The sequence below is a fragment of the Lentilitoribacter sp. EG35 genome, from assembly GCF_040784015.1.
GTDB lineage: Bacteria > Pseudomonadota > Alphaproteobacteria > Rhizobiales > Rhizobiaceae > Lentilitoribacter.
Window position 1 is genome coordinate 183,723 of the sequence record NZ_JBFNGQ010000006.1, and the last position, 24,066, is coordinate 207,788.

Here is a 24,066-nt window from a genome sequence, read left to right on the forward strand (position 1 = left end):
AAGAGACCACGATTTACAGTGTTTGATGATGAATCCAGCTATAAACCTCAGATCGTAACATTGGGCAAAATGTTATTCTTTGACCCACGCTTGTCCAAAGCAAAAAATATGAGTTGTGCCACTTGTCACAATCCATCTTTCGGGTGGGAATCCCCTGTTGCCAAATCTATAGGTGCGATGAATGTGAAACTTAAACGCCACGCACCAACAGTGATAAACTTAACTGAAGCAAATCATCTTATCTGGGTTGGATCACAACTTTCTTTAGAAAAACAAATAGAAAGACCCATAATCAACTCTCAGGAAATGAATAACAATTTTGATGACCTTGTAAAACGACTACGCAAAATAAAAAGTTATAATAAATGGTTTCGCAGATATTTTCCGAAGCAAGGCTTAACAGAAGATACAATAATAGAATCATTAACTACATTTGTACGGATTTTACAAAGTGGGCGCGCGCCATTTGATCGCTGGATTGAAGGAGATGAAGCAGCTATTTCTCCACAGGCAAAAACAGGATTTGAGCTATTCAATAACAAGTTTGGCTGTGCAAACTGCCATACTGGATGGAGTTTTTCCGATCACGCCTTACATGAAGTAGGGAGTACCAACGACGAGACTGGTTCAACCAATCAAGATCAACTAGATTCATATCTGGAGAGCGGATTCAAGACATCTGGGCTGCGCGAAATATCCTCACGAGCGCCTTATATGCACAATGGTGCAATCGAAACATTGGAAGATGTAGTCGATCTTTATGCTGAAGGCAGCCAAAGAAGAGACGTCCGTACAAGCTTAATCAAACCGTTTAACGCAACCCCCGAAGAAAAACGGGCACTTATCGCATTTCTAAAAACGCTTACATCTGATGGACAGCACTTTCAAACACCAATGTTGCCGGCGGATTGATGACAAAAGTAAAAGACGTAAAAACACGTTCTGTAAAGCACTTGCTAAGCATCCCGATATTGATCTTGATCACTGTCTCCTTTTTAACGCTTAGCAGTATAGCATATTATGCCTTCTCCCTTTCAGAAACGAGCACTCAACTCATAAATGAAGCTATTTCATCGGAAGAGTATGCGGATCGAATTATTGCAGACGAGCAGAACATTTACAGGCTTGTCGCTTCCACATTTGATATGACGTCTATTAGCAATCAAGATACCATTAGTGATTACTATTATATGCATTCCAGATCATTAAAGATGCATATTGACCTACTTATGGAAACCACGTCTGACTTCCGTGTCAAAGAAGCGATGGCCGAAATCTTCACGGATCTTCAAGAATTACGCAAAAATACCAAAATCATACTCGGAATTGAGAAATCCAAATTCATCCCCACCCAATATTATTATGAGAATGTAAGAGCCAACATAACACAGAGGTTGCACAAAGTATCTGCCCTGGCTCGACGAGACTTGGTAGAATACACAACAAACTCACAGATACAATTCAAACAAAACCTCAAAATGATCACAACGGCATTGTTCATTGTACTGGCTGTAATTGCCTATATTGCATACATGCGCGCGACGCGTATTTCTGTATTGCTGAAAGATTTGTCAAAACAGATGAGTGAAATTCGCAAAGGCAAATACGACACAGAAATTCCAGCGACTATTCGGCACGACGAGATAGGAACTATGGCACGCAACCTGCAACATTTTGCACAAAGTCTAGCCCAGCTTGACGATGCGAAAGTTAAAGCCGAAGATGCCAACAAGGCAAAATCCGAATTTCTTGCCAATATGAGCCATGAGATCCGGACACCGATGAACGGCATTCTGGGTATGGCCGAGTTACTTTCAACATCGACCCTAACTTCAAAACAAAAGATGTTCACTGATATTATAGTAAGATCGGGCAAATCGCTTGTTGCAATTATCAATGATATTTTAGACTTCTCCAAACTTGGTGCTGGTCAGATGACCCTTGAGAATGAATCTTTTCATCTGGGCAAAGCGATCATGGATGTGATTACGCTGTTCTCGGCAAAAGCTGGTGAAAAAGATCTGGAGATTATCGTGCGTATGGAACCTGGCATGCCCGTTAACCTGATTGGCGATGCAGGTCGCTTGCGGCAAATCATGTCTAACCTTATCGGTAACGCCATAAAATTTACAGAGGAAGGCCATATATACCTTGAAATTGGCAAATTTGAATCCAGTGACCCTAAAAAGTTCGGGCTGAAAATCAGTATCACTGACACCGGTATAGGCATTCCCAAAGAAAATCTTTCAACGGTATTTGAGCAGTTCTCGCAGGTTGATACAACCGCAACTCGAAAACACGAGGGAACTGGTCTTGGGTTGGCAATTTCATCTTCCTTTGTCAAACTTATGGGTGGCCATATCTGGGTAGAGAGCGAGGAAGGCAAAGGCGCCTCATTCCAGTTTACACTTGAACTTCCCATTGATGAAAGCCTACCAGTTAGCACACACATATATGATGATCATCTAGCGAATAAGCGCGTACTCATCATCGATGACAATCCATTAAAAAGACAGATCTATACTGAACACATGGAGCTTGGAAAAATTGATAGTGCTGCAGTTGCATCGGGTGGCGAGGCGCTCGAATTTTTGTCTGCTGCTCAAGCACGTAATATCCGTCCAGATGTCATATTACTCAGCTATGAAATGAAAACCGACATAAACGGCCCTGCGCTCCTCGAGCGCTTAAATGCAAATGAGCAAACAAGAGACATTCCTGTTATCGTCTTTGTATTGACGAAAAACTTGAGTGACGAAAAGCTTGTAAATAATATCAGCACAGCAAGAACTCTTGTTAAACCAACGCCGCGACCGGTCATATACAGAGCCATAAAGCAAGTATTGGATGGTACCGAGCGCTCCACAAGAGCTGCATAATAACCAGTGCTGATCTCTCAGTTGCGAAATAATGTCGCTGCGAAGTGATGTCACAGCGACACCATAAAAGGTTTTATTTAGTTTCATCGCGATATCACGACCACATTGGAGACAACATGCGTATCATCGCTATCACGACATCAATTTTACTCGCTCTCAGCGTTTCAGCATTTGCTGAAGGCGATGTAAAAAAGGGCAAAAAAGTATTTAAAAAATGTGCAGCGTGCCACGCTCTTGAAGAAGGGAAAAACAAAGTTGGCCCAAGCCTTTATGGCATTCTGGACCGCCCTGCAGGAACCGTTGAAGGTTTTAAATATTCAAAAGTAGTCTTAGAATCCGGAATTATTTGGGATGACGAGAGCTTACGTGCCTATATTACCAAGCCGAAAAAATTCTTAAAAGGCACCAAGATGGCATTTGCTGGTCTTAAAAAGGAAAAAGACCTCAACAACCTTATGGCTTACTTGATTGAAAACACAAAGCCAGCAGAATAAACTAAGACATTCAGTCAGTTTACATTTAAGAGAATTGGCGTCTCGCACTTTACTGCGGACGTCACTGGTCATCTAAGGTGGACGTTTAGATCAAATCTTTGCGCATCATTGCACATAAATCATTGCGGGGATTTATGATGGTGATCTCATTACAGTTTGCAGCGCGAAACCCGCAAGCGAGATAAAAACCTTTGGCATTTCTTGATGCCTCCAACTGCAAAAAATTCAACCCAAAACCTCGTGCACGTTCTTCCAGTGCAGCGATGATCTTTTGGCCAAGACCTAAACCCTTTGCCGAGGTTTTCACAAAACAGCCACTAATCAAACCCGTGGCAATGTTCATTTCACCAAATCCAATGAGGTCTTGATCTCTTTCAGCAACAACTCGCAATATATGGTCTTTGCAGATGGCAAGTTTTTCAAGGTGGGATTTGCGATCTCCCACCCACTCTTCCAGCTCAGATGCAGAATAAAAGGCGGCATCAATGCTTCTTATAGCTTCATAGCGAACGGCCTCCATCGCCGGTGCATCCGCGGCAACTGCTAATCGTATAAGCGCTTGAAAATCACTCAAACCGATCTCCCCATCCATATGGTACGGCTTACTTCAGAAGCAGGAATTTTGATCTCATCAAAACCTTGTTTTTGCCAAAACCCAACCGCACGATGGTTTGACCGGTTGGCACCGATATGCACGCTCTCAACACCTTTCTTCGCTGCATTATCTAGCCACCGACTAAGCAGTTTACGACCTAGACCTGCACCTTGAACACGCTCATGCAAATTCATGTGAATATGGGCAGGAAACAACTTCGTGACTGTTTGAGGCGGATTATCAGGATAATGGATCATATATGCGCGGCGCTGATCCTCAGTCCTCTGATTTGGTGGAATATGTGAAGGGTCTTCGAGCTGTTCGCGCAATGATGGCCACCACTCTCTCTCCAGAAGATCCGACCATTCCAACGTATCAGGTACGCCAACAACAAAACCTGCAACGCCCTCATCATCCTCTACAACAAAGGAATATTTCGGCATCAGCATTGCATATGGCGCTGAATAGATATTGCCTAGCAGCTTACCGTCTGCGTACAGATGCGATGCATCCTCGCCCATATCACCCGTTGCCAGAGTTATTGCATAAAGCGCATCGAGATCATCTGCTCTATATGATCGTATTTTGTGTGTCATTTAGACTAAACCTCCCCTGCGGAGAAAAAGACGCATAAAAAGTGGCACCTTCTTTGGTTCCATCACCCTTTTTCAATTTTTGACCTGCTGCCGGCAGATAGCCGAGGCTATTCCAAAGTATTTTTGAACTGGCGGCTAGATGATGTCTCTATTTTTTCTCCGCAAGCTCGGTCATTTCTATAGTCGGATCGATCGGATTGACAACACATCATTTACTTTAGCGGCTATCATTTTCATAATCATTGTGCCAAATATTATTGCATGGAGGGCGGGCTGTAGGGAAGACTGCCGCTATTGCCTTTCCAGTCGTTAACAGTTGGTGCATTTTTAGTACTACCCGTTAGATCTTGTCGGACAGGTGGTTCGAACATATTCACTGCGAAGATAAGGAATAATACAAATACGATACCAATTGCGATTAACAAGCCGCTTGCGCGTTGTTGAGTAACTTCTTTAATGGTCATAATGATAATCCTTTAAATGGAAATGGTGTTACTTCTGTTATTTCGTATGATTTTTGGTCATGGCAGAACCAACCGATAAATAGAGATACGGAAACGCAAATACGGTATATGTTCGCTGTGCCTCTGCGGGATCAAAACCAAGTTCTTTGATAAGCTTTGTGCGCGATAAACCAATATCCATTAAGGTGTCATCGTCATAAGATAACAGCTTCTTACGCATTGTTTTATCTCTGTTTTTATTACGCCATGTTATCAATCGCTGCATAATGGAGGCGATCCAATTATCTTCCTTTGCAATCGAGATGGCCTGATTGGTACGGTCGGTATTTCCTTCCATTTCAAAAACTCCTTCTTCTGTGTACAAATAATATAAGACGGAGCTAGACATTTATAAAATGAATAATTAGAATGATTATCATCAATTTAATTCATGTATTGGAGCACCCCATGAATCAACGCTTAGAAAGCGATCTTCTGCGTACATTGGTTGCGATTTCGGAGGCCAAAAACTTTACAAAAGCTTCAAAGATCGTCGGGCGTACTCAATCTGCTGTGAGCGTACAAATGAAAAAGTTGGAGGAAATTGTTGGAGGACGACTGTTTGAACGCGGACCTCGTGGTGTCACACTTACTCTGTCTGGAGAGCAACTTGTAAAGGATGCTAAGCGAATAATTTCGTTACTTGATCAAGCTGTAGCTTCATTTCACTCCGATCCTCTCGATGGATTTATCAGAATAGGCGTACCGGAAGAGTATGGCGGTACAATACTACCTCGCGTTCTGAGTACATTCTCCAAGGCACATCCAAATGTAGAAGTAACGGTTCATTCTGCATCATCCACCGAGCTAAAGCGTGCATTTGATACAGGCGAACTCGATCTTGTGGTGACCCATGAAGACGCCTCTATGATTGGCGGAGAACTTTTAATCAACGACCCTGTTGTCTGGGTAACATCTGACACGCACATGCAACACGAATGTAACCCGATGCCGATTGCGATATGTGAGCGTGGGTGCTGGTGGAGAGAATGGGCGGTTGATACTCTTAACTATCAAGAAACAAACTATCGTGTTGCCTACGAAAGCAATAGCATATCTGGCCTTCAAGCTGCCGCATCATCCGGCATGGCCGTGGCAATTCTTTCTCAAAGTCAGGTACCCAGTGACTGTCGTGAACTGACTGCTGCAGAAGGTTACCCTCCGCTTCAGGGATCAAATATCACTCTTCGACAACAACGGAAGAGTAAATGCAATATTGTTGCGGGAATGGCACAGGCAATTCGTGAAGCATTCCAGACATCTTTACCCTTTAGCCAACATTGAGAGCAATTCACCTGATAGAATGAAAATCAAAACACCGCCAGCCTGAACGGATTAGCGTTGCGTATATCAAGAGAATGCTTAGCCTAACTAATTCAGCTAGGCTAAATTTGTTAATTTAAGCCGCTTTAAGCAGCTGGGTAACATCCACATGAAGTGCTTTATTAGCATCGTCTATTTCTTTAAGGCCATCCATCAATGCCTTTTGAAAAACACCCAAATCATCAATCAAAGCATCCAGACTTGATATTGATGAACCGAGCGATGCGCTTTCAATCTTGCCCATCACACGCGTGACTTCCAAACTGGTAGACAAGCGACGCATATCTGCACAATTTTCTGCAAAGGCATTAATTTGTCGCGAAATTTCAACAAGGCTCGCTGCTGCATTTTTTGTGTGTATTGCCTGTTGAGACTGAAGGTTATTCAGCTCATCTTCATGATCGAAAAAACCGGATGGAGTTTCATTGCCAAACGCTTCGATCATCTCACTTTGAATTTGAGCTGCAGCTGTGAGAAACTGACCATTGTCGATGGTTCGTGCCACCTCTTTACTTTTTTCAGTAAATACCGCCATATCAGACTGCAATTCCTCTGATATTGCCGTGTAATTGTTAGAAACAATACACATGGGTAAGCCGACATTGCCCAGCTGAGTTGCTTGAACACGCAGATTCAACGGAACATACTCATTTTCGGAATAAACTTTGAGAATTTCCTCTGTTTTACCCAAAAGATATTTTGCAGATGTTTCCAACCTGTCAAAGCAGCCAACATTACCATTAACCGACCTGCCAAGTTGCTCATCGCGCGCTTTGATTTCTGCACTTAGTGCATGGGCCATAAAAGATTTATAATCACGAAAACCAAGTTCCTTAATGCGCTCCAACAAGATTTTGGCACTATCTTCTGCATCAAGATTTCGCTCATTTTCGACGATGCGAAGTGCTTCATACTCGCGTTCGATCAGTTTGAATACATCACTACTTGGCTTTATGCGAGTTGACGAATATCCGCCTTCAATAGGCGTTACGATTGCAAACACCCAATAATAGCAACCGTCTTTGGCTTTGTTTTTTACATAAGCGCCAATTGGTTCACCTTTTTTGATAGTATCCCACAACAGCCAAAAAACAGCTTTGGGCATATCTGGATGACGAATAACGCGATGCGGCGCTTTTATGATTTCATCCCAATCGAACGCACTTACTCGCTGAAATACACTATTTCCTGACTGGATAACACCGCGTTCATCAGTTCGAGAGAAGAATAATTCTTCAATAGAGAATGGTTTTTCTTCGTTTATTCGCTCATCAATATTCGAAACTGTACTCATGTTAGTTTGCCTCGTAGCAATACACTTTTGATTGGTTCAAAATGCATCGAATCAAACATAGTGCTATTATTTATTCATGCTAGAAATGCTCGAAAGAAATTAAATTTTGCTGAATCGGGCTTGAATTTGAGTAGCTATGGTTTTCAAAACTTTAATTTTTAAACATACAAACTGAGACAGCTAATAATTGTTGATACGTGTACTAAACTCGCAAATAAGTTTGGGCAGTATCAGGCAATTCGCGCTCAATAAAAATGCGCTCGTTGCGCATCTGTTGAATAAGCACAGGCATCATTTCGCGATATGCATCCAAGATAGAGGGATTTGGCGCTGGCAAGTCATGTTTGAGCATTTCATGTAACTGCGGCAATGCATGATACGGCACCATAAGGAACATATGGTGCTCAATGTGATAATTCATATTCCAGTAGATAAACCGGCTAATAGGGTTCATCAGCACCGTGCGCGAATTCAACCGATGATCAATCACATTTTCAGCCAAACCACCATGCTGCAATAGCCCGGTCATAACATGATGCCAGGCACCATAAAGGCGCGGCAAGCCAATAAGCATAAGTGGTATAAGTGACATCGTCCCAATTGCGATCAGGATAGTTATTAAATAAATGATAAGCCAAATCAGTGCTGTATTGATTGCAACGCGCTCTTCCTTCTCAGGCACATAACTTTTCTCGGCAGCGTTCAATCCGTTGACGCTAATGCGGATCATACTCGCAATGCCCTCATAGGCATCGATTATACCGAAGAAATTTGCGATTATCCTCATCATATCTACAGGTCGCATAATCGCAATTTCAGGATCTCGACCCACAATGATTGTATCTGAATGATGACGCCGATGACTATGCCGCCACACCACCGGATTGCGGATCATCATGAAGCAGGCAATATGGTAGACAAACTTGTTCATCCAGGGTGTTTTAAACGCTGTACTATGCCCGCACTCATGCCAGCGGCTGTCGGCAGCAGAGCCATAAAACACGCCATAAATCAGCCAAAACGGCACACACCAGATGGTGCCCCAAAAGTAAACACCACCCCATGCCGCGCAAATCAGGATGGTAAACCAGATCAGCGTGTCACGAATGGCAGGCTGATCTTTGCGCTTCATGATGGATCTGAGCGAATCTTTGCTAACATCAGTTCGATACCATTTAGCACCAACCAAACCTTGATCTTTGGCCCAATCAGCCCCCTTTCCCAACAACTCATAATCACGAACCATATCTGACATAAGCCGCTCCTTCCGAACATGAACGCTAGATGGCTGGCCTCTAAAGTGTCAAGTGATGTTTAATCCCATCATAAACATTATATCAGCAACTGACCCACGGCAGAACATGGGCTTATCTCAGTTTTCCGCCTTTATTGCTTTACTCATCATCGTTTGGCCGATGCTGGAACGGCCTGACATTGCGCTTCTCCAGATTAAAATCACATTGGCAGCGATCGCCATATCGGCTATGAGCAGACAAACTAATCACAAACGGGCTATTAGACCATGATACTCTCAGATCACGAACTTTCCATCTCTCGCATTATTGAAGCACCGCGTGCAACGGTTTGGAAAGCATGGACAATTGCCGAGCATTTTGAAAAATGGTGGGCGCCGGCACCTGTGAAAACCAAAGTCGGTAAAATGGACGTCGTGGCTGGCGGCGCTTTTGATAATGTTATCCAGATGCCTGATGGCTCTTCTCACATGGCGCGGGGCGTTTTTCTTAATGTTGTACCTGAAAAAATCATCGTCTTTACCGATGCCATGACCGAAGGTTGGATACCATCAGGTGCTGGTTTTATGACGGCCTTCATCACCATGAGTGACCATGAAGTCAATGACGATGGTGAAAGCAAAGTATACACAAAATATGATGCACGCATTGCCCATAAATCCGAGGAAGAGATGACCCGCCACAAAGAAATGGGCTTTCACGAAGGTTGGGGCCAAGCACTTGCGCAACTCAATGATGTGGCGAAAGAAATAGGCTAACCCTGGGTTACGTGCAAATGTGATATGTTATTTTGCTTAGGTTTATTTAATTTAGAAGTTTGAATTTCAACGATACATTGCAGCAGTTGGCCAATTACTTTATCGATAAGCAGTTAGAGCCGGCATGATTCGTCGGTATGGGCTGTTCTGAAAATGACATATACCAGTAGACAAAAAGCTGCACTCGACCATAGCCAATTTCTTGAGCTTGTGGAAACAGTTGCCGGTATTGGTTATTGGCGCCTTGATCTGGTTAACAAACATATTTTCTGGTCAGATGAGGTGTATAAAATTCACGATGTCACGCCGGGTCAGTACAAACCTGGTGTCACAGACTCCATTAATTTTTACCACAAAGACGACCGCGCCAAAGTTCAATCTGCCGTTGATCATACGATTGAGACGAAAGAGCCTTTTGAGTTTGAACTTCGCCTGATAACAGCGTGTGGCAAGCAAAAACATGTGTTTTCAAAAGGGGTCGCGGAAACCGATGATAATGGCCAGATCGTTTCCATATTTGGTATATTTCAAGATATTACCGAACGTGTACAGCGTGAAAGAACCCACCTGCTAGAACAACAGATCCACCGGAACTTCATAGAACAAAGTCATGATGGGTTTTGGGATTGGTACATTAACGAAAGTTACATCTATATATCTCCCCGTTTTTGGAACATGTTAGGTTATGATGGGAAGAAAAACGGCCTCAACCCGGCAGAAATTATCCCATACGCCTTTAATGAAGACTACAGCGAAGCCAGAAACCGTCTTATCAAGCATTTCAGGAGTAATGGTGAAGTCCCATTTGCACATGAGTTACGTCTTTATCACAAAGACGGATCGATAGTTCATGCCTTATGTAGAGGTACCGTCGTTGAATGGGATGAAAATGGCCGCGCCACCAGAATGGTCGGCACGCACACCGACATCACAACACAAAAGAAATTACAAAGACACCTGCAAGATGCGCTCGGTTTTCAGCAACTAATAATGGATAACAACCCCAACCTGATTTTTGTGAAAGACAATCAACATCGTATTGTGCAGGCCAACCCGCAATTTTTATCACTCTACGCAGAAGATAAACGCGACTCCATTATTGGCACCACGACACTGGGACAATATAGCGAGCATGAAAAAGCGACGTTTATGCGAATGGATAAAGAGGCATTGGAGACAGGCTATTCTCAATCTATTCAGACCATCAATTTTCCAAATGGCAAATGTCTGACCTATGACATTCAAAAAACCAGATTTAGCGATGCCAGAGGAGATATGTTCATTCTTGCAATTGGCCAAAATGTCACCCAACGAGAAGCGCTGATCGATAAACTCAGTGACTCTAATGAGCAATTGGAGAGGTTTGCACATATCTGCTCCCATGATTTGCATGAGCCGCTGCGAATGGTGAAGAGTTTTACCGAGATGCTAGAAATGCATCTATCTGAGGTAACGTCTGTCGATGAAAAAGCAAAACGTTATATGGATTTTATAACCAATGGCGCAAAACGCGGACAGCAATTAATCACAGATGTTTTGGCCTATTCTAAGATTTCTAAAGATGTGCGAGCATTGGAAGAGGTAAATGTTTGCGAAATTATCTCAGATGTAAAGCAAGATTTACCTGCATCTGCCTGCCTGAATTATGAAATGCCAACGCCTATCGTGCACGCAAACCATACTCAGATATATCAATTGTTTCAGAACTTGATTAGCAATGGTGTAAAATATCAACCTGCGGGTCAAGATGCTAAATTATCCATCACATGGAAAGAGCAAGACGAATTTTGGCAGTTTTGCATTGCAGATAATGGTATCGGCGTAGAACCGTGTCATCAAGAGAAGATATTCGAGGTTTTTACGCGGCTTCACAGATATCAGGCTTATCCGGGCACCGGAGTTGGGTTATCCATTTGCAAGAACATTGTTGAACGTTATGGCGGCTCTATCTGGATGGATTCCAAACCCGAACATGGCAGTAAATTTTACTTCCAACTCCCGAGAGCATCAGCGAAATGAACCATCAAAAAATTGAAATATTGTTAGTTGAAGATAATCCAGGCGATGTTGAACTCACACGGCAAGCCCTTGATGATGCTGACTTTAACAATAAGCTTAATGTTACCCTTGATGGCGATGAAGCACTGGATTATCTTAATAAACGTAAGGGTTTTGAAGACGCAAAAATGCCCGATATCATCTTGCTGGACTTGAATTTGCCGCGAACAGATGGCCGCGGCGTGCTGAAAGAGCTTAAAGCAAGTGATGAGCTGAAACATATTCCGGTAATTGTACTGTCCAGCTCAAGGGCAGAGCGCGATATTAATGACGCCTATGCGCTCAATGCCAGTTGCTATATTGCCAAACCTAACGGGGCGATGAAATATATGGAAGTTGTGCGGACGGTGAGCAGTTTTTGGTCGCAGACCTGTTATCTTCCTGTAAAATAACGGGGTGGTTTGCGCCCTATTCATCCACGTACAGATCAATACCAGCCACTTTGTGCAGAAGCTTTATGATCTGCTTTTGCTCGGATTCATCTAAGTTGCTGAGGTGATGTTCGTTGGATTCTTTAATGATATTGGGGAGCTGCATGGCTTTATCCCTGCCCGCTCTCGTCAGATAAATCAGAAACGATCTTCGACTATTGGGATCAGGTCGACGTTCGGCGAATCCCTCTTTGACCAGCATATCAATATTGCGACTTGTATAATAATCGGGGAAATCAAGTAAATCACCCAGTTCCCGCTGATTGATACCGTCTCTCTCGAGCAATATCATCAGATTGGCAAAAATCTTCACATCAATGCCGATTTCCGACAATCGCTCTTTCATACCCATATCAATGCGCCTGGCAATGCGCTGCATCAAATAACCAAAACTATGCTCTCGGTTTCGCTGTGCTTGGGAAATTATCCCGTCTGGAATTTGAGTCATTAAGTAGCATCTCCCAAGTATCGAATAGGACATCCAGTTATCTCCAAAAACTTGCAAAACGCAACAGTTGCATTGTTGACTCTTGCATTTTGTATATTTATGCATTTACAATACTTGCAATTACAACTAATGTAAATGCAAATTACCGACAATCTTTAAACAGGAGAAAACTATGACACATCCACTATCCACTTTGCTGTTGGCCGCATGCATAACCACCGTTGGCGCAAATGCAGCCCCGGCTGATCAACTAACAGAAGGCAAACAACTAGCCATTGCCACCTTCAAAAGCATTGACGAAAACGAGCGCGGCTACATTGATATGGGCGAATATAATGCCTTTGGTGATAATATATTTATCTCCATGGATGCCGATGATAACGGCAAAGTGGATGTCGACGAGTTTCTGTTTTGGGATTTTGGTTGGCAGCCCCTTGCAGAAGAACGCGGTTCAAAAGCGGCTCTTGAAACAGCTATGCGCATTGTTCATGCCTTCTGGGATCGCAATGGCGACGGACAACTCACCCGCTCCGAACAGCGCTCATCTTCTCTTTATGATTTCCAACGCGCTGATCTCAATAGTGATGCTGTTCTAACGCAAGCAGAATTCCTGTCGGGTTTCACGGTCATGAAAGCCATCCGCGCAGCTGTCGCGCAAGAAACCAAGTAATCCACTCATAATGGGAGAAGCCCAATGTTAAGAAAGCAAGGCGTTTACGCAATTATTGTGATTATTGCGCTGTTTATGGCGCTGCATCTGGCATTTGCGCCAGAAGCACATGAACCACGTACGACAGGAACAACGATGCTGGGCGGCATTGCGTTTTTATTAATGACGACCTCGATGATTTTATCCACGCGGGCACGGTTTTTGGAAGACCTGTTTGGCGGACTTGATCGCATGTATCAGGTCCACAAAGTCACTGGCACCATGTCATTGATCTTCGTATTAATCCATTTCTTTGGCGTGCCAAAGGAATTGCCAGCTGGCGTGGATGAAATCGCCAATGCACTCGTGCCCTCCGCCCCCATGGGCATGATTGCGCTTATCGTGCTTGTTTTATCCTTGGCGATCACGCTGAACCGTAAAATTTCCTACAGTCGCTGGCGGCCCATGCATAAGCTCATGGGGCTGGTATATTTCCTCGTTATCGGTCACTTTATGACGGCACCTGCGATCTTTTACGAGCGGTTTAGCACCTCTGGAATTTTGATCTTCATTGCCGCTATCATCGGCGCGGGTTCCTTTCTTTACTCGGTCTTTGGTATGAACCGCAAAACAGCACTGCCGTACAAGCTTGCCGCGATCAACGCGCATGAGCGGGCAAAAGAGCTGGTATTAGCACCAATGGGCGCAAAGATGAGCTTTACACCGGGGCAATTCGCCTTTGTGGAAGTCGCTGGCAAAGACTGGAATGAGCCGCACCCGTTCACCATCTCCAGCGCACCCGATGAGGACAATCTTCGCTTCACTATCAAAGTTCTGGGTGACTGGACACGGAAAGTGCGCGAGGAACTAGAAGCTGGTGGCGAGGTTAAAGTGCGCGGCCCCTATGGGCGCTTTGATATGAGCAAAGGTGGCAACAAGCAAATCTGGCTTGCAGGCGGCATCGGCATCACCCCTTTCCTATCCACCATTCGGAATATGAAGGATGATGATGAACGCGACATTCACCTTGTCTATGCAACCAGAGAAGAAAAAGAAGCGCTTTTTCTGGATGAGCTTCTAGACCATGCAAAACGGCTCAAAGGCCTTAAAATCATTCCGCTCTTCTCTGATGAAGGAAATTTCGCCCGCGTGGACATCATGGAAGAAAAATTACCTGATGCACTACCCGGCTATGACTATTTCCTCTGCGGACCCAAAGCCATGACAGGCCCGATCTCCAAAGATCTGAAAGCCAAAGGTGTCAGCCACAAACAAATCCACATGGAAGCCTTTGAGTTCAGATAAGCGCTACAAAATCAGATCTTTAAGCAGCCCTTTCGAGGGCTGTTTTTAAAAAACTTAAGTCAGGCATAAAGATTAAATGTACTTCTAATCAAGCAAATTATGTTGAACTCTTCGGACATGACGCAAGGTGTCCGTTACCATTGCCGTCATAATCCCAAACATTAAAAACCCATTTGCTGCGGTCATACCGCCCAATAAACGCTTATCTGTTGGAATAGCAACGTCACCAATGCCCAACGTCGTATAGGCCACCAGAGAATAATAAACAGCCTCCTCCAAGGTGCCGAAAATTGACATTTGCTTGAAAACAATTGCCCATAGCCAAACCCCAAATGTCATCATAGCCATTGTCGAAAACACAACCATAAAAATCACCAGAAGCGATTTGGCCGGATAAGGCGGACGCCGCAGCCAGGGCTCCATAAATAAAAGCACTTCGTTCAAAACCCACCATAGCACAGCGCCACCAACCAATGAGACGAGAGTTATGGCAGAGCCAAGCAATAATTGTTCGAACATTATCCGCTTATCCTTTATTTACGTTACCACTTATCAAAACTTTATAACTGAACCAAGATCGGTTTAACATGATTAGAAGCAATGATAAGTCCATTCTCTAAGGACTAATTGGGGTCGATACGCGGGATGTCAGGCTAATACTATGATATTTGCACAGATGTGAACATTTGCGCCGCAAGCGGACCTATGCACGATGTTGCTTTCTCAGAAATGTGTCTACATGCTCTGCACTCAGTGGTCCTCCGTGACCAAGGTAAAATTTCTTTGCCCCTTCGTTGAGCAGGAACTTAAGCGACGTTAAAACGGCTTGCCTATCTTCCTCAAAGGGTGGTGGCTTTGGTCGATCCTTTAACATTATGCCGCCTAACAGGATGCCTGAGGCAACCAGATCGCCTGCAACAACCTCTCCATCGTCTAAAAACACCGAAAGAGATCCCGGCGTGTGACCCGGCGTATGTAAGATACGCCCCCTGAAGCCAAAATCTTCCAGAGACAACTCATTGTCGATCATGGTTATGTCCGGTTGGAAATATTTAAATGGTTGCTCAATGGCCCTGGTCTTTATAAAAAATTTTCCAAATGTGCCTGTTGGGTTTAACATGGGGCGCTTTCCGTCCTGAATATAAGGTACATCCCCTGCGTGCGCGACAATAGGTGCGGAGCTTAAAACCCTGGCATGATGAGCTGAACCTACATGATCTATGTGACCGTGAGTGAGGATAATCAGGTCAATATGTAACCATTCCAAGCCCGCTTTTTTTAAAACTTTTTCAATTCGATTAGCTGAGTTGGGAAGACCGGTGTCAATCAATATAGCTCTTTGCTTGCGTATTATGAGATAGGCGTTCAGCATGCCGAACGGCAGCATGGAAATAGGGACTATGACTTGCTTATCCATGAGGTGAAAATCCTTCCAGTTAATTGCAAGCAAACATAAAGTGCTTTAATTGGAAGCTTTCAATTAGGTACTTTTTTGTAACTGGTGATATCTTGACGAATTTAGACGACCACACTAGCTCGTGGGAAATTTCTGAAACTGGAATATGCCCTGTAGCCGAAACACTGCGCATGCTGGGCGGAAAATACAAACCACAAATTCTGCATTGCCTACTGGAACAGGAAACGCATTTCTTAGAATTAAGTCGTAAAATCAAAGGTATAAGTCGAAAAATATTGTCGCAACAATTAAGAGATCTTCTATCTGCGAACCTGATAAATCGCATCGAAAAAAATGATGCCAGACAGCGCGTAGAATACTCACTCACCGAGAAGGGATATTCGCTGACTCTTATTTTATCCCAGATTAATGATTGGGCGATAACCCATGGTAGCTTCGCCGAAGTCACGAAAGATGTTTGAATGTCTTTTTCAGGTCAATTTTTTTGAACAAAACTTCTTGGCTTGAATGACCGCACTCGGGTGTAACTCAGAAACTCTATATGACGCTATCTAATTGAGTATTACATCACACCAATTAGCGAAAAGAAAAAACAAAGAGTGGCATTGGACACAATCCTCCCCATTCTCCCGACCGCATCAAACGCGACGTTATAGCGTCTTACGCGGCCGATTTTCATCAGCTAGAATTTATGCGCGGCATGGAGAGACATGGATAGACATGGATATGAGTTGGCGAGATGATTTCAAACAGAACCAGACACTTTCAATTGCCCTTCATATGATTATATGGGCAGTTTTGAGTGGGGTTGGTATTGTTGTAATCATTGTCATGAAACTGTTTACCTGGCCGTTTATTATCACCGCCATGGTGGGTACATTTATGATCAGTTTTCCAATCAGCGTTTTCATTGCCAAGGCAATGAACGCGCCATCACGCGCGAAGTCAGATGAGACATAGATGACACGATCTGGTCCTGGTCTTGTTCTACTGCATGCACTCCCCTTTAATGGAGGTATGTGGGCTGGTCAGATGTCCCTCTTGCCGGAGCAAACCTATGCACCAAATCTTTATGAGTTTGGTGATGATATTCAAATTTGGGCCGAGCAATGCCTTGCGCAAATCAAACAGGACAAATTCATTATTGTGGGCTGCTCGGTTGGTGGATCCTGCGCGATTGAAATAGCGCGACTAGTGCCCGAACGGGTCACTGCTTTAGTGCTTATCGGCACCAAAGCACGGCGCGACCCCGATCCGAACTTCTTTCAAGATACACTCATAATGCTTGAAACTAAAAATATTGACACCATGTGGCAGACCTATTGGCGAGACCTGTTTGACGGGGTCAGCGATGAAGAAGATGTACAATTTGCCGAACGACTTGCATTACGCCAAAATCAAAACTTACTCAGAAACGGATTGACAGCTTTTCATACACGCCCAAGTCGCGAGCAGGTCTTATGTGATTGGAAATTTCCCATTCATATTGTCACGGGTGAACATGATAAGCTCCCGGGAATTCAATATAGCCAAAACTTAGCGCACAATGCGAAAAACGCGACGCTGCATATTGTCAAATCAGCTGGTCATTATCTGCCGATGACGCACGTTGCTGAAATAAACGCGATCATTGAAAACTGTATTACAAATGCCAGTATTGATGATTTTCTGCCACCTGATTAGACGCTCTGAAAGCCACCTTCGACCCGACTACAGTTACAATAATGCAAGACTGGGCAGAATTAGAATAAAGGAAATACAGCTGTTTTCTTAACGACACCATAAACGAAACTGCTATCAATTGACCCTATGCCCTCAATTGGTTGCAAGTGATTGCGAACAAACCTTTCGTAATCTGCAAGATCAGTAACCACTACACGCAGCAGGTAATCGGATGTCCCAGTCATGATGAAACACTCAAGAACCTGATCGACACGGCTTATCAGTTGCTCAAAGTTTTTGACAACTTTCTCTGAGTGGTTAGTCAGGCTAATGCTCACGAATACAGTCACAGGTAAACCGTAGGCCTGTGCATCGACCTCGGCGCTGTAGCCTTTCAAAGCACCACTTTGTTCAAGCAGTTTAACTCGCCTTAGACAGGGAGAAGGCGATAGGTTCACCTCTGCTGCGAGGTCTTGATTCGTCATCCGGCCATTGCGTTGCAGTGTTCGCAGAATTTGTCGATCTTTTAGGTCCAAAATGGCTATCCTTAGCATATTATGCTAATATCATGGTATTTCATGGCATAAATAGCAACAACCTAATGGTGAAATTGATCTACGCTAGATGAGAAACATTCATCGGAGCCTGACATATGCGTAATCATCCCAATAGCTTTTCCACACTTGCCATTCACCATGGGTATGATCCGATGGAAAACGAGGGTGCGCTGACGCCGCCATTGCATCTGACCTCAACCTTTGCGTTTGAGACGGCAGAAGCTGGCGGAGAGCTGTTTGCGGGAGATCGCGCAGGTCACATCTATTCCCGCATTTCCAACCCGACTTGCGACTTGCTGGAACGCCGCATCGCGATACTGGAAGGCGCAGAAGCTGGACTAGCACTTGCATCGGGCATGGGCGCTATCACGGCTACAATGTGGACACTTCTTGCACCCGGCGATGAGGTCATCCTTGATAAAACCCTCTATGGCTGCACATTTTCATTCATGCAGCACGGGTTAACCAAATTCGGTATTACCGTAACCCATGTGGATCTGACTGTACCGGACAATCTTGAGCGGGCTATCAGCGCAAAAACCAAAATTGTATATTTTGAAACACCGGCAAACCCAAACATGCGCCTTGTGGACATTCAGGCTATTTCTGAAATCGCGCATGCCAATGATACTTATGTGGTGGTTGATAACACCTATGCGACGCCATATCTGACGCAACCGGCCAAACATGGCGCGGACATTGTGCTGCACTCTGCCACCAAATATCTAGGCGGACATGGTGATGTGGTCGCGGGCCTTCTGGCGGGATCGGAGGAGTTGGTTTCTCAAATACGCCTCTACGGGATGAAGGATATGACGGGGGCTGTGATGGCACCGTTTAACGCTATGCTCATCCTGCGCGGCTTAAAAACGCTAGAGCTGCGCATGGATCGTCACTGTTCAAGCGCTGCCACCATTGCCGCAATGTTGGAAGATGTACCCGCCGTGCAAAAGGTCTGGTATCCGGGGCTTGACAGTTTTGAGCAGCATGATTTGGCCAAGCGCCAGATGTCGCAATTTGGTGGCATGATCGCATTTGAGCTGGAAGGCGGTATCGACGCAGGTCGCAATCTGATGAACAATCTGCAACTGATAACCCGTGCGGTATCACTGGGCGATGCAGAAACACTGGTGCAACACCCCGCCACCATGACACACTCCACCTATACGGCAGAAGAACGCGCACTGCATGGCATCAGCGAAGGATTGGTACGTTTATCTATCGGCCTAGAGGGCGTGGATGACGTATTACAAGATCTCGAACAAGCGTTACCCTCCACCCCCAAAAGCCGCGCCGCGTAAAACAATTCGATATGCAAGCATTTGAGTTTCGGCAGGCCAAGGTGAGTTTGAGAGGTCGTGTGGATAGCGTGATATTTGCACAAATGAAATGATGATAGTTTTAAAAGTCTCATTATGTAGGTGAAGCGGAAGAATACTTAGAAAGTAATGAATAATTACATGTGCCAATTACAGTCATGTTTACTGGTAAGAGTGCATATTTTGAATTTTCTTGCAGGGTTCAGATAAGTGGATTTTTGGGACAATTTATATATGGATGGATTGGTAAAGCAATATCTTGATGTTAACTGAGTTTCATGTCTAAGTCATTCGAAGTGGGATTTTCCCAGTGCATGGAACTTGGGGGCATTTATGGCAGATAAAAATATACCTCTTTTCGCAAAACGGGACAGTGGGTTCAATGTGGCATCACTGGTATGGGCTTCCCCAGAGAACCTGCAGAGATAATATTCCGCGGGCGGACGCTATATTTGATACCTTCGAGATCCTCTGAAGATAAGGATAAATACGGAGACCTTTACCCTGTCATTGCGCTTGAACACAGCGGTATGTCCTTCGAAGATGGGCAACGTCTGATAAGCGCATTCATCAATAGCGTTGCATGGGTGCGTAAAGCTGGCATCAACACCGCACAATTCGGCGGCGGTTCACGTGTCCATGGCCTTGGTGGACCAGATGCCCAAGCATTGTATGATGATCATTTCGAACTAAATTACGTGCCTGACCCAACTGACAAAAAAGCGAGGTTAGCGCTTGCATTCTATCGCGAGGGTCTCAATCTCAATTCCGTCGCGTATCAATGCCTCTCGTTCTTTAAGATTCTTAATATTACGCTTCAATCTTCTAAGGCTCAAAAAAAATGGATCGACACGAACATAAAAGCTGCAATGGCACGCGACAAAGTTCGAACCTATGAATGGCAGAAGAAATCGGATTTTGATCCGAAGAAAGAAACTGCAGGAAGCTACCTTTATGTTTCCAACCGATGCGCTGTGGCGCACGCATATAATTACCCCCTAATCGATCCCGATGATCCCTTAGATCGCCGCCGCCTTGCATGCGACCTGCCAATGGTTAGGGCTCTTGCAGAACATTTCATCGAACAGGAATTCGGGGTAAAGTCCAGCACAACAGTGTGGCGCGAACATTTCTACGAACTTGCCGGTTTTGGAGAGATATTTGGCGCCAATCTGATAGACCGGATAAAAGCAGGAGAAGAAGTACCCCTCGAAGATTTTCCCGATGTCCCTCTGTTGTCAGTGCGATTAGCGTTTCATGAGAGATTTCCCTCATTCGAAGAAATGGGTGTACGAGTAATTGATTGCGCCGACGGGACAGTAAATCTCGAGTTGACCTCGACCAATCAACTTGTATCGATATTGCTTGTCCTGAACTTTGGTACAGAACGTCTCGACTTCGAGATATTCGACCATTTAGCGACTGAGGACGATAGCAGTTATGACGGGGCGCAGGCGGAATTGGATAAGTTGCGGTTCATTGATTTTTATCTGATGAATGGGAAGCTGGAGATTTGGGCAGGTATGGACCGACTTTCCAGGAAGGAAGCTTACCTACCAGTAAATGTTGACCTAAACGCCACTCATAAAAGTTACCAAGAAATGATTTTGACCGCCGAGAAAATTCTCGCAAAGCGAAACAGTTAGCATACTGCAACGGTCTTGATGGAGCTCTAAACAGACGTTTATAATCAGTGACTTTGCACAACTTCAAAATCTAATGCAAGTCTCGTTAGGGCCAAACTCCGAAAAATTATGTCGGGTTTGAATGACTGCAATTGATTGCAGTCCAGTAGTTATTAGTTTCGAGTGATACTAATTTTCTGGTTCAAATATCATGACCTTTGCACATCGACATGCCACCACTTTGGGCGACGTCCTTTGTAAGAGTGCGCTAAAGGAATAAGCTCTTTGTTGTTCGTTTTGTCGAAGGTCCCAACCAACAAAGCGATGGTTGGTTCATCATCAATTGCACCTAATGTACTGCCACATACGGGACAAAAGGCGCGGCTAGAGTACTCCGAAGATCGATATGTCGTCGGCATGCCTCCTGCTCCGTTCCAAGATACGGATTCTTTGGGAAATTCTACCCAGACTGCCGTAAGGGAGCCGCTGTGGCGTTGGCACATTTTGCAAGAGCAAGTATGAGGTTTCAGCGCTGGGCCCTTCGCTTGGAAACGGATTGCGCCGCAAAGACACCCTCCTACATGTACTGCTTTGCTCACCATTGCTTGACCTCCTCTAATCTTCTCAAGATACACCTATTAGAAAGCATAAGACATGCGATCAACGAATAAATAAAACCCGCCCTCAATGGTAGCTTTGTCCTCTGTCCGGAGCATGATGGGTCAAGGACCTGGCAAATATCATTGATTCTTTTCAATGTCTTCGAGATAGGTTTTCATAAATTGATTCATGGTTTTGCGGTCTGTTTTGGCAAAGCCTGATACGAGTGTTTTTTGTGTTTTAACATGCGCGCCAACAACTTCATCGATGAGGGTGAACCCTTTATCTGTGAGTTTGATGAGGAACCCTCGTCCGTCATTTTCGTTGGCGATACGCTCGACCAGACCACGTTTAACAAGCTGATCTATCCGATTGGTCATCGTGCCGGATGTGATCATCATTGTTGTCATAAGATCGGTGGGTGACAGCGCATAGGGTGCGCCTGAGCGCCTGAGCGTGGCAAGTACATCAAAGCTTGCAAGATTGAGATCATACTTCGAAAAAGTCTCCCCCATACCTTTGCCAAGGTGATTTGCGATCCGCATAAGTCGCCCTATCAAAGCCATCGGCTCAACATCGAGGTCAGGCCGTTCGCGGTTCCACTGTTCTATAATTTTGTCCACATCATCCATGAAATATCTATATGAAAAATTTATCTTGACGTCAAGATAAATCACCCCTAAGTATCTTGACGTCAAGATAAATTGGATTACTCGCTAGGAGTTTGGTATGAACCGCCCTTTGAATATTGCCCTCACTGGCCTTGCGCCCATGATATGGGGAAGTTCCTATATCGTTATCACGCAGCTTTTGCCCGATGGTTATCCGCTTATGTCAGCGGCCATCCGAGCGTTACCTGCGGGTTTATTGCTGCTGCTTTTCAGCCCTAAACTGCCAACAGGCGAATGGTGGTGGAAAACGCTCGTGCTGGGCGCACTTAACTTCTCGGGTTTTTGGTGGCTGCTCTTCGTCGCGGCCTATCGCCTGCCCGGCGGCGTTGCTGCCACGCTTGGCGCTATGCAGCCGCTGATCGTGGTGTTTGCGGCATTCTTTATCTTGAATGTGCCAATTAGAAAAGTCAGCATTTTCAGCGCAATACTCGGTATTTTCGGCGTTGCATTGCTCCTCCTCACTGCCGAAGCGGGATTTGATCTCATCGGCATTATTGCAGGCTTTGGCGGCGCGGCATCCATGGCGCTTGGTGTGGTGTTAACCCGTAAATGGCAGCCGCCTGTCCCGCTCCTGCGCTTTACTGCTTGGCAACTCATTGCAGGCGGATTGTTGTTGCTACCCGTTGCCATTGCGCTCGAACCCAATTTCCCTGCTTTTACGATGAATAGCCTGGTAGGTTATGGCTATCTGAGCATTATTGGCGGTGCCCTCACCTATATTATCTGGTTCCGAGGCATTGCCAAACTTGACCCCAACACGATCTCCCCGCTCGGCTTTTTAAGCCCATTAATGGCCGTGCTTATGGGCTGGTTGGTGCTCAATCAAAGTCTCACATATCTTCAAATTCTGGGCACAGCTATTGTTCTTCTGAGCATCTGGCTTGCCACTCGAAAACCCGCCGACGGGTAAGCAACATAACAACACTTATCAACACGACCAATAATGGTTACAACAATGACATTAAAATGGAGCAAAGCATGATCACTTTATACACTTGGGGTACACCCAATGGCCGCAAGGTTTCTATCGCACTGGAAGAGATGGGGCTGGACTATGAATGCGTGGGTATTGATATCACCAAAGATGATCAGTTCGGGGTGGATTTCCTCAAGATTGCGCCAAACAACAAGATCCCTGCCCTGACCGATACAGATGGCGACGTTGCGCTGTTTGAATCCGGTGCGATCTTGATGTATCTGGCTGAAAAGACGGGGAAATTTATGCCCGCATATGGCACCTCCCAATATTGGCAGATGATGCAGTGGCTAATGTGGCAAATGGGCGGCTTTGGCCCGATGCTTGGTCAGACCCACCATTTTGTAAGGTTTAATCCTGATATTTCCGAATATGCGGCAAACCGCTTCCAAAACGAAGGTAAAAGACTTTATGGCGTGCTCGACAAACATCTTGCCACCAGCAAATATCTGATTGATGAAATCAGCATTGCAGACTTTGCCATCTGGCCGTGGGCATCGCGCTTTGAGTGGCAGGAGATTGATCTGAACGAGTACCCCAATGTTTTGCGCTGGTACAACGAACTCGCCGCCCGCCCCGGTTTTATTGAAGGCTACAAAAAGCCAACCGATACAGGGCCAATTCCGGCGGCATGATTAATATTTGTAAACGTG

The 24,066-nt window shown here is 44.9% G+C and carries 28 protein-coding genes; 16 read left to right on the plus strand and 12 right to left on the minus strand.

Going from position 1 to position 24,066, the window contains the following annotated elements; all coding sequences use genetic code 11:
* Window positions 1–18 precede the first annotated feature (18 nt).
* The 3 genes from AB2J24_RS12395 to AB2J24_RS12405 all read left to right on the plus strand — a co-directional run bounded on the left by AB2J24_RS12395 (window position 19) and on the right by AB2J24_RS12405 (window position 3,373).
* Window positions 19–912, plus strand: a complete 894-nt coding sequence (locus AB2J24_RS12395; protein WP_367385674.1) for a cytochrome-c peroxidase — start codon at window positions 19–21, stop codon at window positions 910–912.
* Complete coding sequence (locus AB2J24_RS12400; protein ID WP_367385675.1) at window positions 912–2,879, plus strand: ATP-binding protein; 1,968 nt, start codon at window positions 912–914, stop codon at window positions 2,877–2,879. The genes AB2J24_RS12395 and AB2J24_RS12400 overlap by 1 nt, the downstream gene beginning before the upstream one ends.
* A gap of 116 nt (window positions 2,880–2,995) precedes the next feature.
* Window positions 2,996–3,373 carry a c-type cytochrome gene (locus tag AB2J24_RS12405; RefSeq protein ID WP_162651257.1) on the plus strand — a complete coding sequence of 126 codons (378 nt, stop codon included), beginning with the start codon at window positions 2,996–2,998 and terminating at the stop codon, window positions 3,371–3,373.
* A gap of 85 nt (window positions 3,374–3,458) precedes the next feature.
* Here the strand turns inward: AB2J24_RS12405 and AB2J24_RS12410 are convergent, their stop codons facing one another.
* The 4 genes from AB2J24_RS12410 to AB2J24_RS12425 form a co-directional block, all read right to left on the minus strand.
* Window positions 3,459–3,947, minus strand: coding sequence for a GNAT family N-acetyltransferase (locus AB2J24_RS12410; RefSeq protein WP_367385676.1), 489 nt, complete (start codon window positions 3,945–3,947; stop codon window positions 3,459–3,461).
* Complete coding sequence (locus AB2J24_RS12415; protein ID WP_162651259.1) at window positions 3,944–4,564, minus strand: GNAT family N-acetyltransferase; 621 nt, start codon at window positions 4,562–4,564, stop codon at window positions 3,944–3,946. Before AB2J24_RS12415 ends, AB2J24_RS12410 begins: the two co-directional genes overlap by 4 nt.
* 254 nt (window positions 4,565–4,818) lie before the next feature.
* Window positions 4,819–5,028 (minus strand): hypothetical protein, encoded by a 210-nt coding sequence (locus AB2J24_RS12420; RefSeq protein WP_367385677.1) that lies wholly within the window; start codon window positions 5,026–5,028, stop codon window positions 4,819–4,821.
* A gap of 37 nt (window positions 5,029–5,065) precedes the next feature.
* Window positions 5,066–5,365 (minus strand): hypothetical protein, encoded by a 300-nt coding sequence (locus AB2J24_RS12425; protein WP_367385678.1) that lies wholly within the window; start codon window positions 5,363–5,365, stop codon window positions 5,066–5,068.
* 110 nt (window positions 5,366–5,475) lie between these two features.
* Between AB2J24_RS12425 and AB2J24_RS12430 the strand changes: the two genes are divergently transcribed.
* On the plus strand, window positions 5,476–6,351 hold the full coding sequence (locus tag AB2J24_RS12430) for a LysR family transcriptional regulator (RefSeq protein ID WP_367385679.1): 876 nt from the start codon (window positions 5,476–5,478) through the stop codon (window positions 6,349–6,351).
* A gap of 115 nt (window positions 6,352–6,466) precedes the next feature.
* On the opposite strand, the gene AB2J24_RS12435 is transcribed toward AB2J24_RS12430, so the two are convergent.
* Together AB2J24_RS12435 and AB2J24_RS12440 are read right to left on the minus strand one after the other, a co-directional pair.
* Window positions 6,467–7,684, minus strand: coding sequence for a PAS domain-containing protein (locus tag AB2J24_RS12435; protein ID WP_162651263.1), 1,218 nt, complete (start codon window positions 7,682–7,684; stop codon window positions 6,467–6,469).
* A gap of 202 nt (window positions 7,685–7,886) precedes the next feature.
* Entirely contained in the window at window positions 7,887–8,939 is a 1,053-nt protein-coding gene (locus AB2J24_RS12440) for a fatty acid desaturase (protein ID WP_367385680.1), read from the minus strand.
* Between the two features lie 267 nt (window positions 8,940–9,206).
* On the opposite strand from AB2J24_RS12440, the gene AB2J24_RS12445 reads away from it, so the two are divergent.
* The 3 genes from AB2J24_RS12445 to AB2J24_RS12455 all read left to right on the plus strand — a co-directional run bounded on the left by AB2J24_RS12445 (window position 9,207) and on the right by AB2J24_RS12455 (window position 12,145).
* Complete coding sequence (locus AB2J24_RS12445; RefSeq protein ID WP_367385681.1) at window positions 9,207–9,695, plus strand: SRPBCC domain-containing protein; 489 nt, start codon at window positions 9,207–9,209, stop codon at window positions 9,693–9,695.
* Window positions 9,696–9,848: 153 nt separating this feature from the next.
* The gene (locus AB2J24_RS12450; protein WP_367385682.1) at window positions 9,849–11,714 is read left to right on the plus strand and encodes a PAS domain-containing protein; all 1,866 of its coding nucleotides are present in this window, start codon (window positions 9,849–9,851) and stop codon (window positions 11,712–11,714) included.
* Complete coding sequence (locus tag AB2J24_RS12455) at window positions 11,711–12,145, plus strand: response regulator (protein ID WP_162651268.1); 435 nt, start codon at window positions 11,711–11,713, stop codon at window positions 12,143–12,145. The genes AB2J24_RS12450 and AB2J24_RS12455 overlap by 4 nt, the downstream gene beginning before the upstream one ends.
* Window positions 12,146–12,161: 16 nt before the next feature.
* Here the strand turns inward: AB2J24_RS12455 and AB2J24_RS12460 are convergent, their stop codons facing one another.
* On the minus strand, window positions 12,162–12,632 hold the full coding sequence (locus AB2J24_RS12460) for a MarR family winged helix-turn-helix transcriptional regulator (protein WP_162651269.1): 471 nt from the start codon (window positions 12,630–12,632) through the stop codon (window positions 12,162–12,164).
* Between the two features lie 172 nt (window positions 12,633–12,804).
* Here AB2J24_RS12460 and AB2J24_RS12465 point away from each other — a divergent pair, with 172 nt between their 5' ends.
* Window positions 12,805–13,302: an EF-hand domain-containing protein gene (locus tag AB2J24_RS12465; protein ID WP_367385683.1), complete on the plus strand. Its 498-nt coding sequence runs from the start codon at window positions 12,805–12,807 to the stop codon at window positions 13,300–13,302.
* A gap of 24 nt (window positions 13,303–13,326) precedes the next feature.
* Window positions 13,327–14,586 carry a ferric reductase-like transmembrane domain-containing protein gene (locus tag AB2J24_RS12470; protein WP_367385684.1) on the plus strand — a complete coding sequence of 420 codons (1,260 nt, stop codon included), beginning with the start codon at window positions 13,327–13,329 and terminating at the stop codon, window positions 14,584–14,586.
* 84 nt (window positions 14,587–14,670) lie between these two features.
* Here AB2J24_RS12470 and AB2J24_RS12475 read toward each other — a convergent pair whose 3' ends face one another.
* On the minus strand, window positions 14,671–15,105 hold the full coding sequence (locus AB2J24_RS12475) for an ion channel (protein WP_367385685.1): 435 nt from the start codon (window positions 15,103–15,105) through the stop codon (window positions 14,671–14,673).
* Between the two features lie 184 nt (window positions 15,106–15,289).
* Window positions 15,290–16,003 (minus strand): MBL fold metallo-hydrolase, encoded by a 714-nt coding sequence (locus AB2J24_RS12480; protein ID WP_367385686.1) that lies wholly within the window; start codon window positions 16,001–16,003, stop codon window positions 15,290–15,292.
* A gap of 92 nt (window positions 16,004–16,095) precedes the next feature.
* On the opposite strand from AB2J24_RS12480, the gene AB2J24_RS12485 reads away from it, so the two are divergent.
* The 3 genes from AB2J24_RS12485 to AB2J24_RS12495 all read left to right on the plus strand — a co-directional run bounded on the left by AB2J24_RS12485 (window position 16,096) and on the right by AB2J24_RS12495 (window position 17,686).
* A complete protein-coding gene (locus AB2J24_RS12485) occupies window positions 16,096–16,464 on the plus strand; it encodes a winged helix-turn-helix transcriptional regulator (protein ID WP_162651274.1) in 369 nt (122 codons plus the stop codon).
* 265 nt (window positions 16,465–16,729) lie between these two features.
* Entirely contained in the window at window positions 16,730–16,963 is a 234-nt protein-coding gene (locus AB2J24_RS12490; protein ID WP_367385687.1) for a hypothetical protein, read from the plus strand.
* Window positions 16,964–17,686 (plus strand): alpha/beta fold hydrolase, encoded by a 723-nt coding sequence (locus tag AB2J24_RS12495; protein ID WP_367385688.1) that lies wholly within the window; start codon window positions 16,964–16,966, stop codon window positions 17,684–17,686.
* Window positions 17,687–17,745: 59 nt separating this feature from the next.
* On the opposite strand, the gene AB2J24_RS12500 is transcribed toward AB2J24_RS12495, so the two are convergent.
* Complete coding sequence (locus AB2J24_RS12500; RefSeq protein WP_367385689.1) at window positions 17,746–18,201, minus strand: Lrp/AsnC family transcriptional regulator; 456 nt, start codon at window positions 18,199–18,201, stop codon at window positions 17,746–17,748.
* Window positions 18,202–18,317: 116 nt separating this feature from the next.
* Between AB2J24_RS12500 and AB2J24_RS12505 the strand changes: the two genes are divergently transcribed.
* Both AB2J24_RS12505 and mauJ read left to right on the plus strand, forming a co-directional pair.
* A complete protein-coding gene (locus tag AB2J24_RS12505; RefSeq protein ID WP_367385690.1) occupies window positions 18,318–19,523 on the plus strand; it encodes a methionine gamma-lyase in 1,206 nt (401 codons plus the stop codon).
* A 470-nt stretch (window positions 19,524–19,993) separates the two neighbouring features.
* Window positions 19,994–21,187: a methylamine utilization protein MauJ gene (gene mauJ, locus AB2J24_RS12510; protein ID WP_367385691.1), complete on the plus strand. Its 1,194-nt coding sequence runs from the start codon at window positions 19,994–19,996 to the stop codon at window positions 21,185–21,187.
* 188 nt (window positions 21,188–21,375) lie between these two features.
* Here mauJ and AB2J24_RS12515 read toward each other — a convergent pair whose 3' ends face one another.
* Together AB2J24_RS12515 and AB2J24_RS12520 are read right to left on the minus strand one after the other, a co-directional pair.
* Entirely contained in the window at window positions 21,376–21,768 is a 393-nt protein-coding gene (locus AB2J24_RS12515) for a GFA family protein (protein ID WP_367385692.1), read from the minus strand.
* Window positions 21,769–21,906: 138 nt separating this feature from the next.
* Complete coding sequence (locus tag AB2J24_RS12520; RefSeq protein WP_367385693.1) at window positions 21,907–22,398, minus strand: MarR family winged helix-turn-helix transcriptional regulator; 492 nt, start codon at window positions 22,396–22,398, stop codon at window positions 21,907–21,909.
* A gap of 97 nt (window positions 22,399–22,495) precedes the next feature.
* Here AB2J24_RS12520 and AB2J24_RS12525 point away from each other — a divergent pair, with 97 nt between their 5' ends.
* Both AB2J24_RS12525 and AB2J24_RS12530 read left to right on the plus strand, forming a co-directional pair.
* A complete protein-coding gene (locus tag AB2J24_RS12525) occupies window positions 22,496–23,347 on the plus strand; it encodes an EamA family transporter (protein ID WP_367385694.1) in 852 nt (283 codons plus the stop codon).
* A gap of 68 nt (window positions 23,348–23,415) precedes the next feature.
* Window positions 23,416–24,048: a glutathione S-transferase family protein gene (locus AB2J24_RS12530; RefSeq protein ID WP_367385695.1), complete on the plus strand. Its 633-nt coding sequence runs from the start codon at window positions 23,416–23,418 to the stop codon at window positions 24,046–24,048.
* Window positions 24,049–24,066: the final 18 nt, after the last annotated feature.

Bases quoted from the DNA above. Each gene is read 5' to 3' on its own strand.
- AB2J24_RS12455 (WP_162651268.1), top strand. From the start codon at position 11,711: ATGAACCATCAAAAAATTGAAATATTGTTAGTTGAAGATAATCCAGGC.
- AB2J24_RS12465 (WP_367385683.1), top strand. From the start codon at position 12,805: ATGACACATCCACTATCCACTTTGCTGTTGGCCGCATGCATAACCACC.
- AB2J24_RS12520 (WP_367385693.1), bottom strand. From the start codon at position 22,398: ATGGATGATGTGGACAAAATTATAGAACAGTGGAACCGCGAACGGCCT.
- AB2J24_RS12470 (WP_367385684.1), top strand. From the start codon at position 13,327: ATGTTAAGAAAGCAAGGCGTTTACGCAATTATTGTGATTATTGCGCTG.
- AB2J24_RS12460 (WP_162651269.1), bottom strand. From the start codon at position 12,632: ATGACTCAAATTCCAGACGGGATAATTTCCCAAGCACAGCGAAACCGA.
- AB2J24_RS12490 (WP_367385687.1), top strand. From the start codon at position 16,730: ATGAGTTGGCGAGATGATTTCAAACAGAACCAGACACTTTCAATTGCC.
- AB2J24_RS12415 (WP_162651259.1), bottom strand. From the start codon at position 4,564: ATGACACACAAAATACGATCATATAGAGCAGATGATCTCGATGCGCTT.
- AB2J24_RS12400 (WP_367385675.1), top strand. From the start codon at position 912: ATGACAAAAGTAAAAGACGTAAAAACACGTTCTGTAAAGCACTTGCTA.
- AB2J24_RS12405 (WP_162651257.1), top strand. From the start codon at position 2,996: ATGCGTATCATCGCTATCACGACATCAATTTTACTCGCTCTCAGCGTT.
- AB2J24_RS12480 (WP_367385686.1), bottom strand. From the start codon at position 16,003: ATGGATAAGCAAGTCATAGTCCCTATTTCCATGCTGCCGTTCGGCATG.
- AB2J24_RS12495 (WP_367385688.1), top strand. From the start codon at position 16,964: ATGACACGATCTGGTCCTGGTCTTGTTCTACTGCATGCACTCCCCTTT.
- AB2J24_RS12450 (WP_367385682.1), top strand. From the start codon at position 9,849: ATGACATATACCAGTAGACAAAAAGCTGCACTCGACCATAGCCAATTT.
- AB2J24_RS12425 (WP_367385678.1), bottom strand. From the start codon at position 5,365: ATGGAAGGAAATACCGACCGTACCAATCAGGCCATCTCGATTGCAAAG.
- AB2J24_RS12430 (WP_367385679.1), top strand. From the start codon at position 5,476: ATGAATCAACGCTTAGAAAGCGATCTTCTGCGTACATTGGTTGCGATT.
- AB2J24_RS12445 (WP_367385681.1), top strand. From the start codon at position 9,207: ATGATACTCTCAGATCACGAACTTTCCATCTCTCGCATTATTGAAGCA.
- AB2J24_RS12505 (WP_367385690.1), top strand. From the start codon at position 18,318: ATGCGTAATCATCCCAATAGCTTTTCCACACTTGCCATTCACCATGGG.
- AB2J24_RS12475 (WP_367385685.1), bottom strand. From the start codon at position 15,105: ATGTTCGAACAATTATTGCTTGGCTCTGCCATAACTCTCGTCTCATTG.
- AB2J24_RS12515 (WP_367385692.1), bottom strand. From the start codon at position 21,768: ATGGTGAGCAAAGCAGTACATGTAGGAGGGTGTCTTTGCGGCGCAATC.
- AB2J24_RS12525 (WP_367385694.1), top strand. From the start codon at position 22,496: ATGAACCGCCCTTTGAATATTGCCCTCACTGGCCTTGCGCCCATGATA.
- AB2J24_RS12530 (WP_367385695.1), top strand. From the start codon at position 23,416: ATGATCACTTTATACACTTGGGGTACACCCAATGGCCGCAAGGTTTCT.
- AB2J24_RS12440 (WP_367385680.1), bottom strand. From the start codon at position 8,939: ATGTCAGATATGGTTCGTGATTATGAGTTGTTGGGAAAGGGGGCTGAT.
- AB2J24_RS12435 (WP_162651263.1), bottom strand. From the start codon at position 7,684: ATGAGTACAGTTTCGAATATTGATGAGCGAATAAACGAAGAAAAACCA.
- AB2J24_RS12420 (WP_367385677.1), bottom strand. From the start codon at position 5,028: ATGACCATTAAAGAAGTTACTCAACAACGCGCAAGCGGCTTGTTAATC.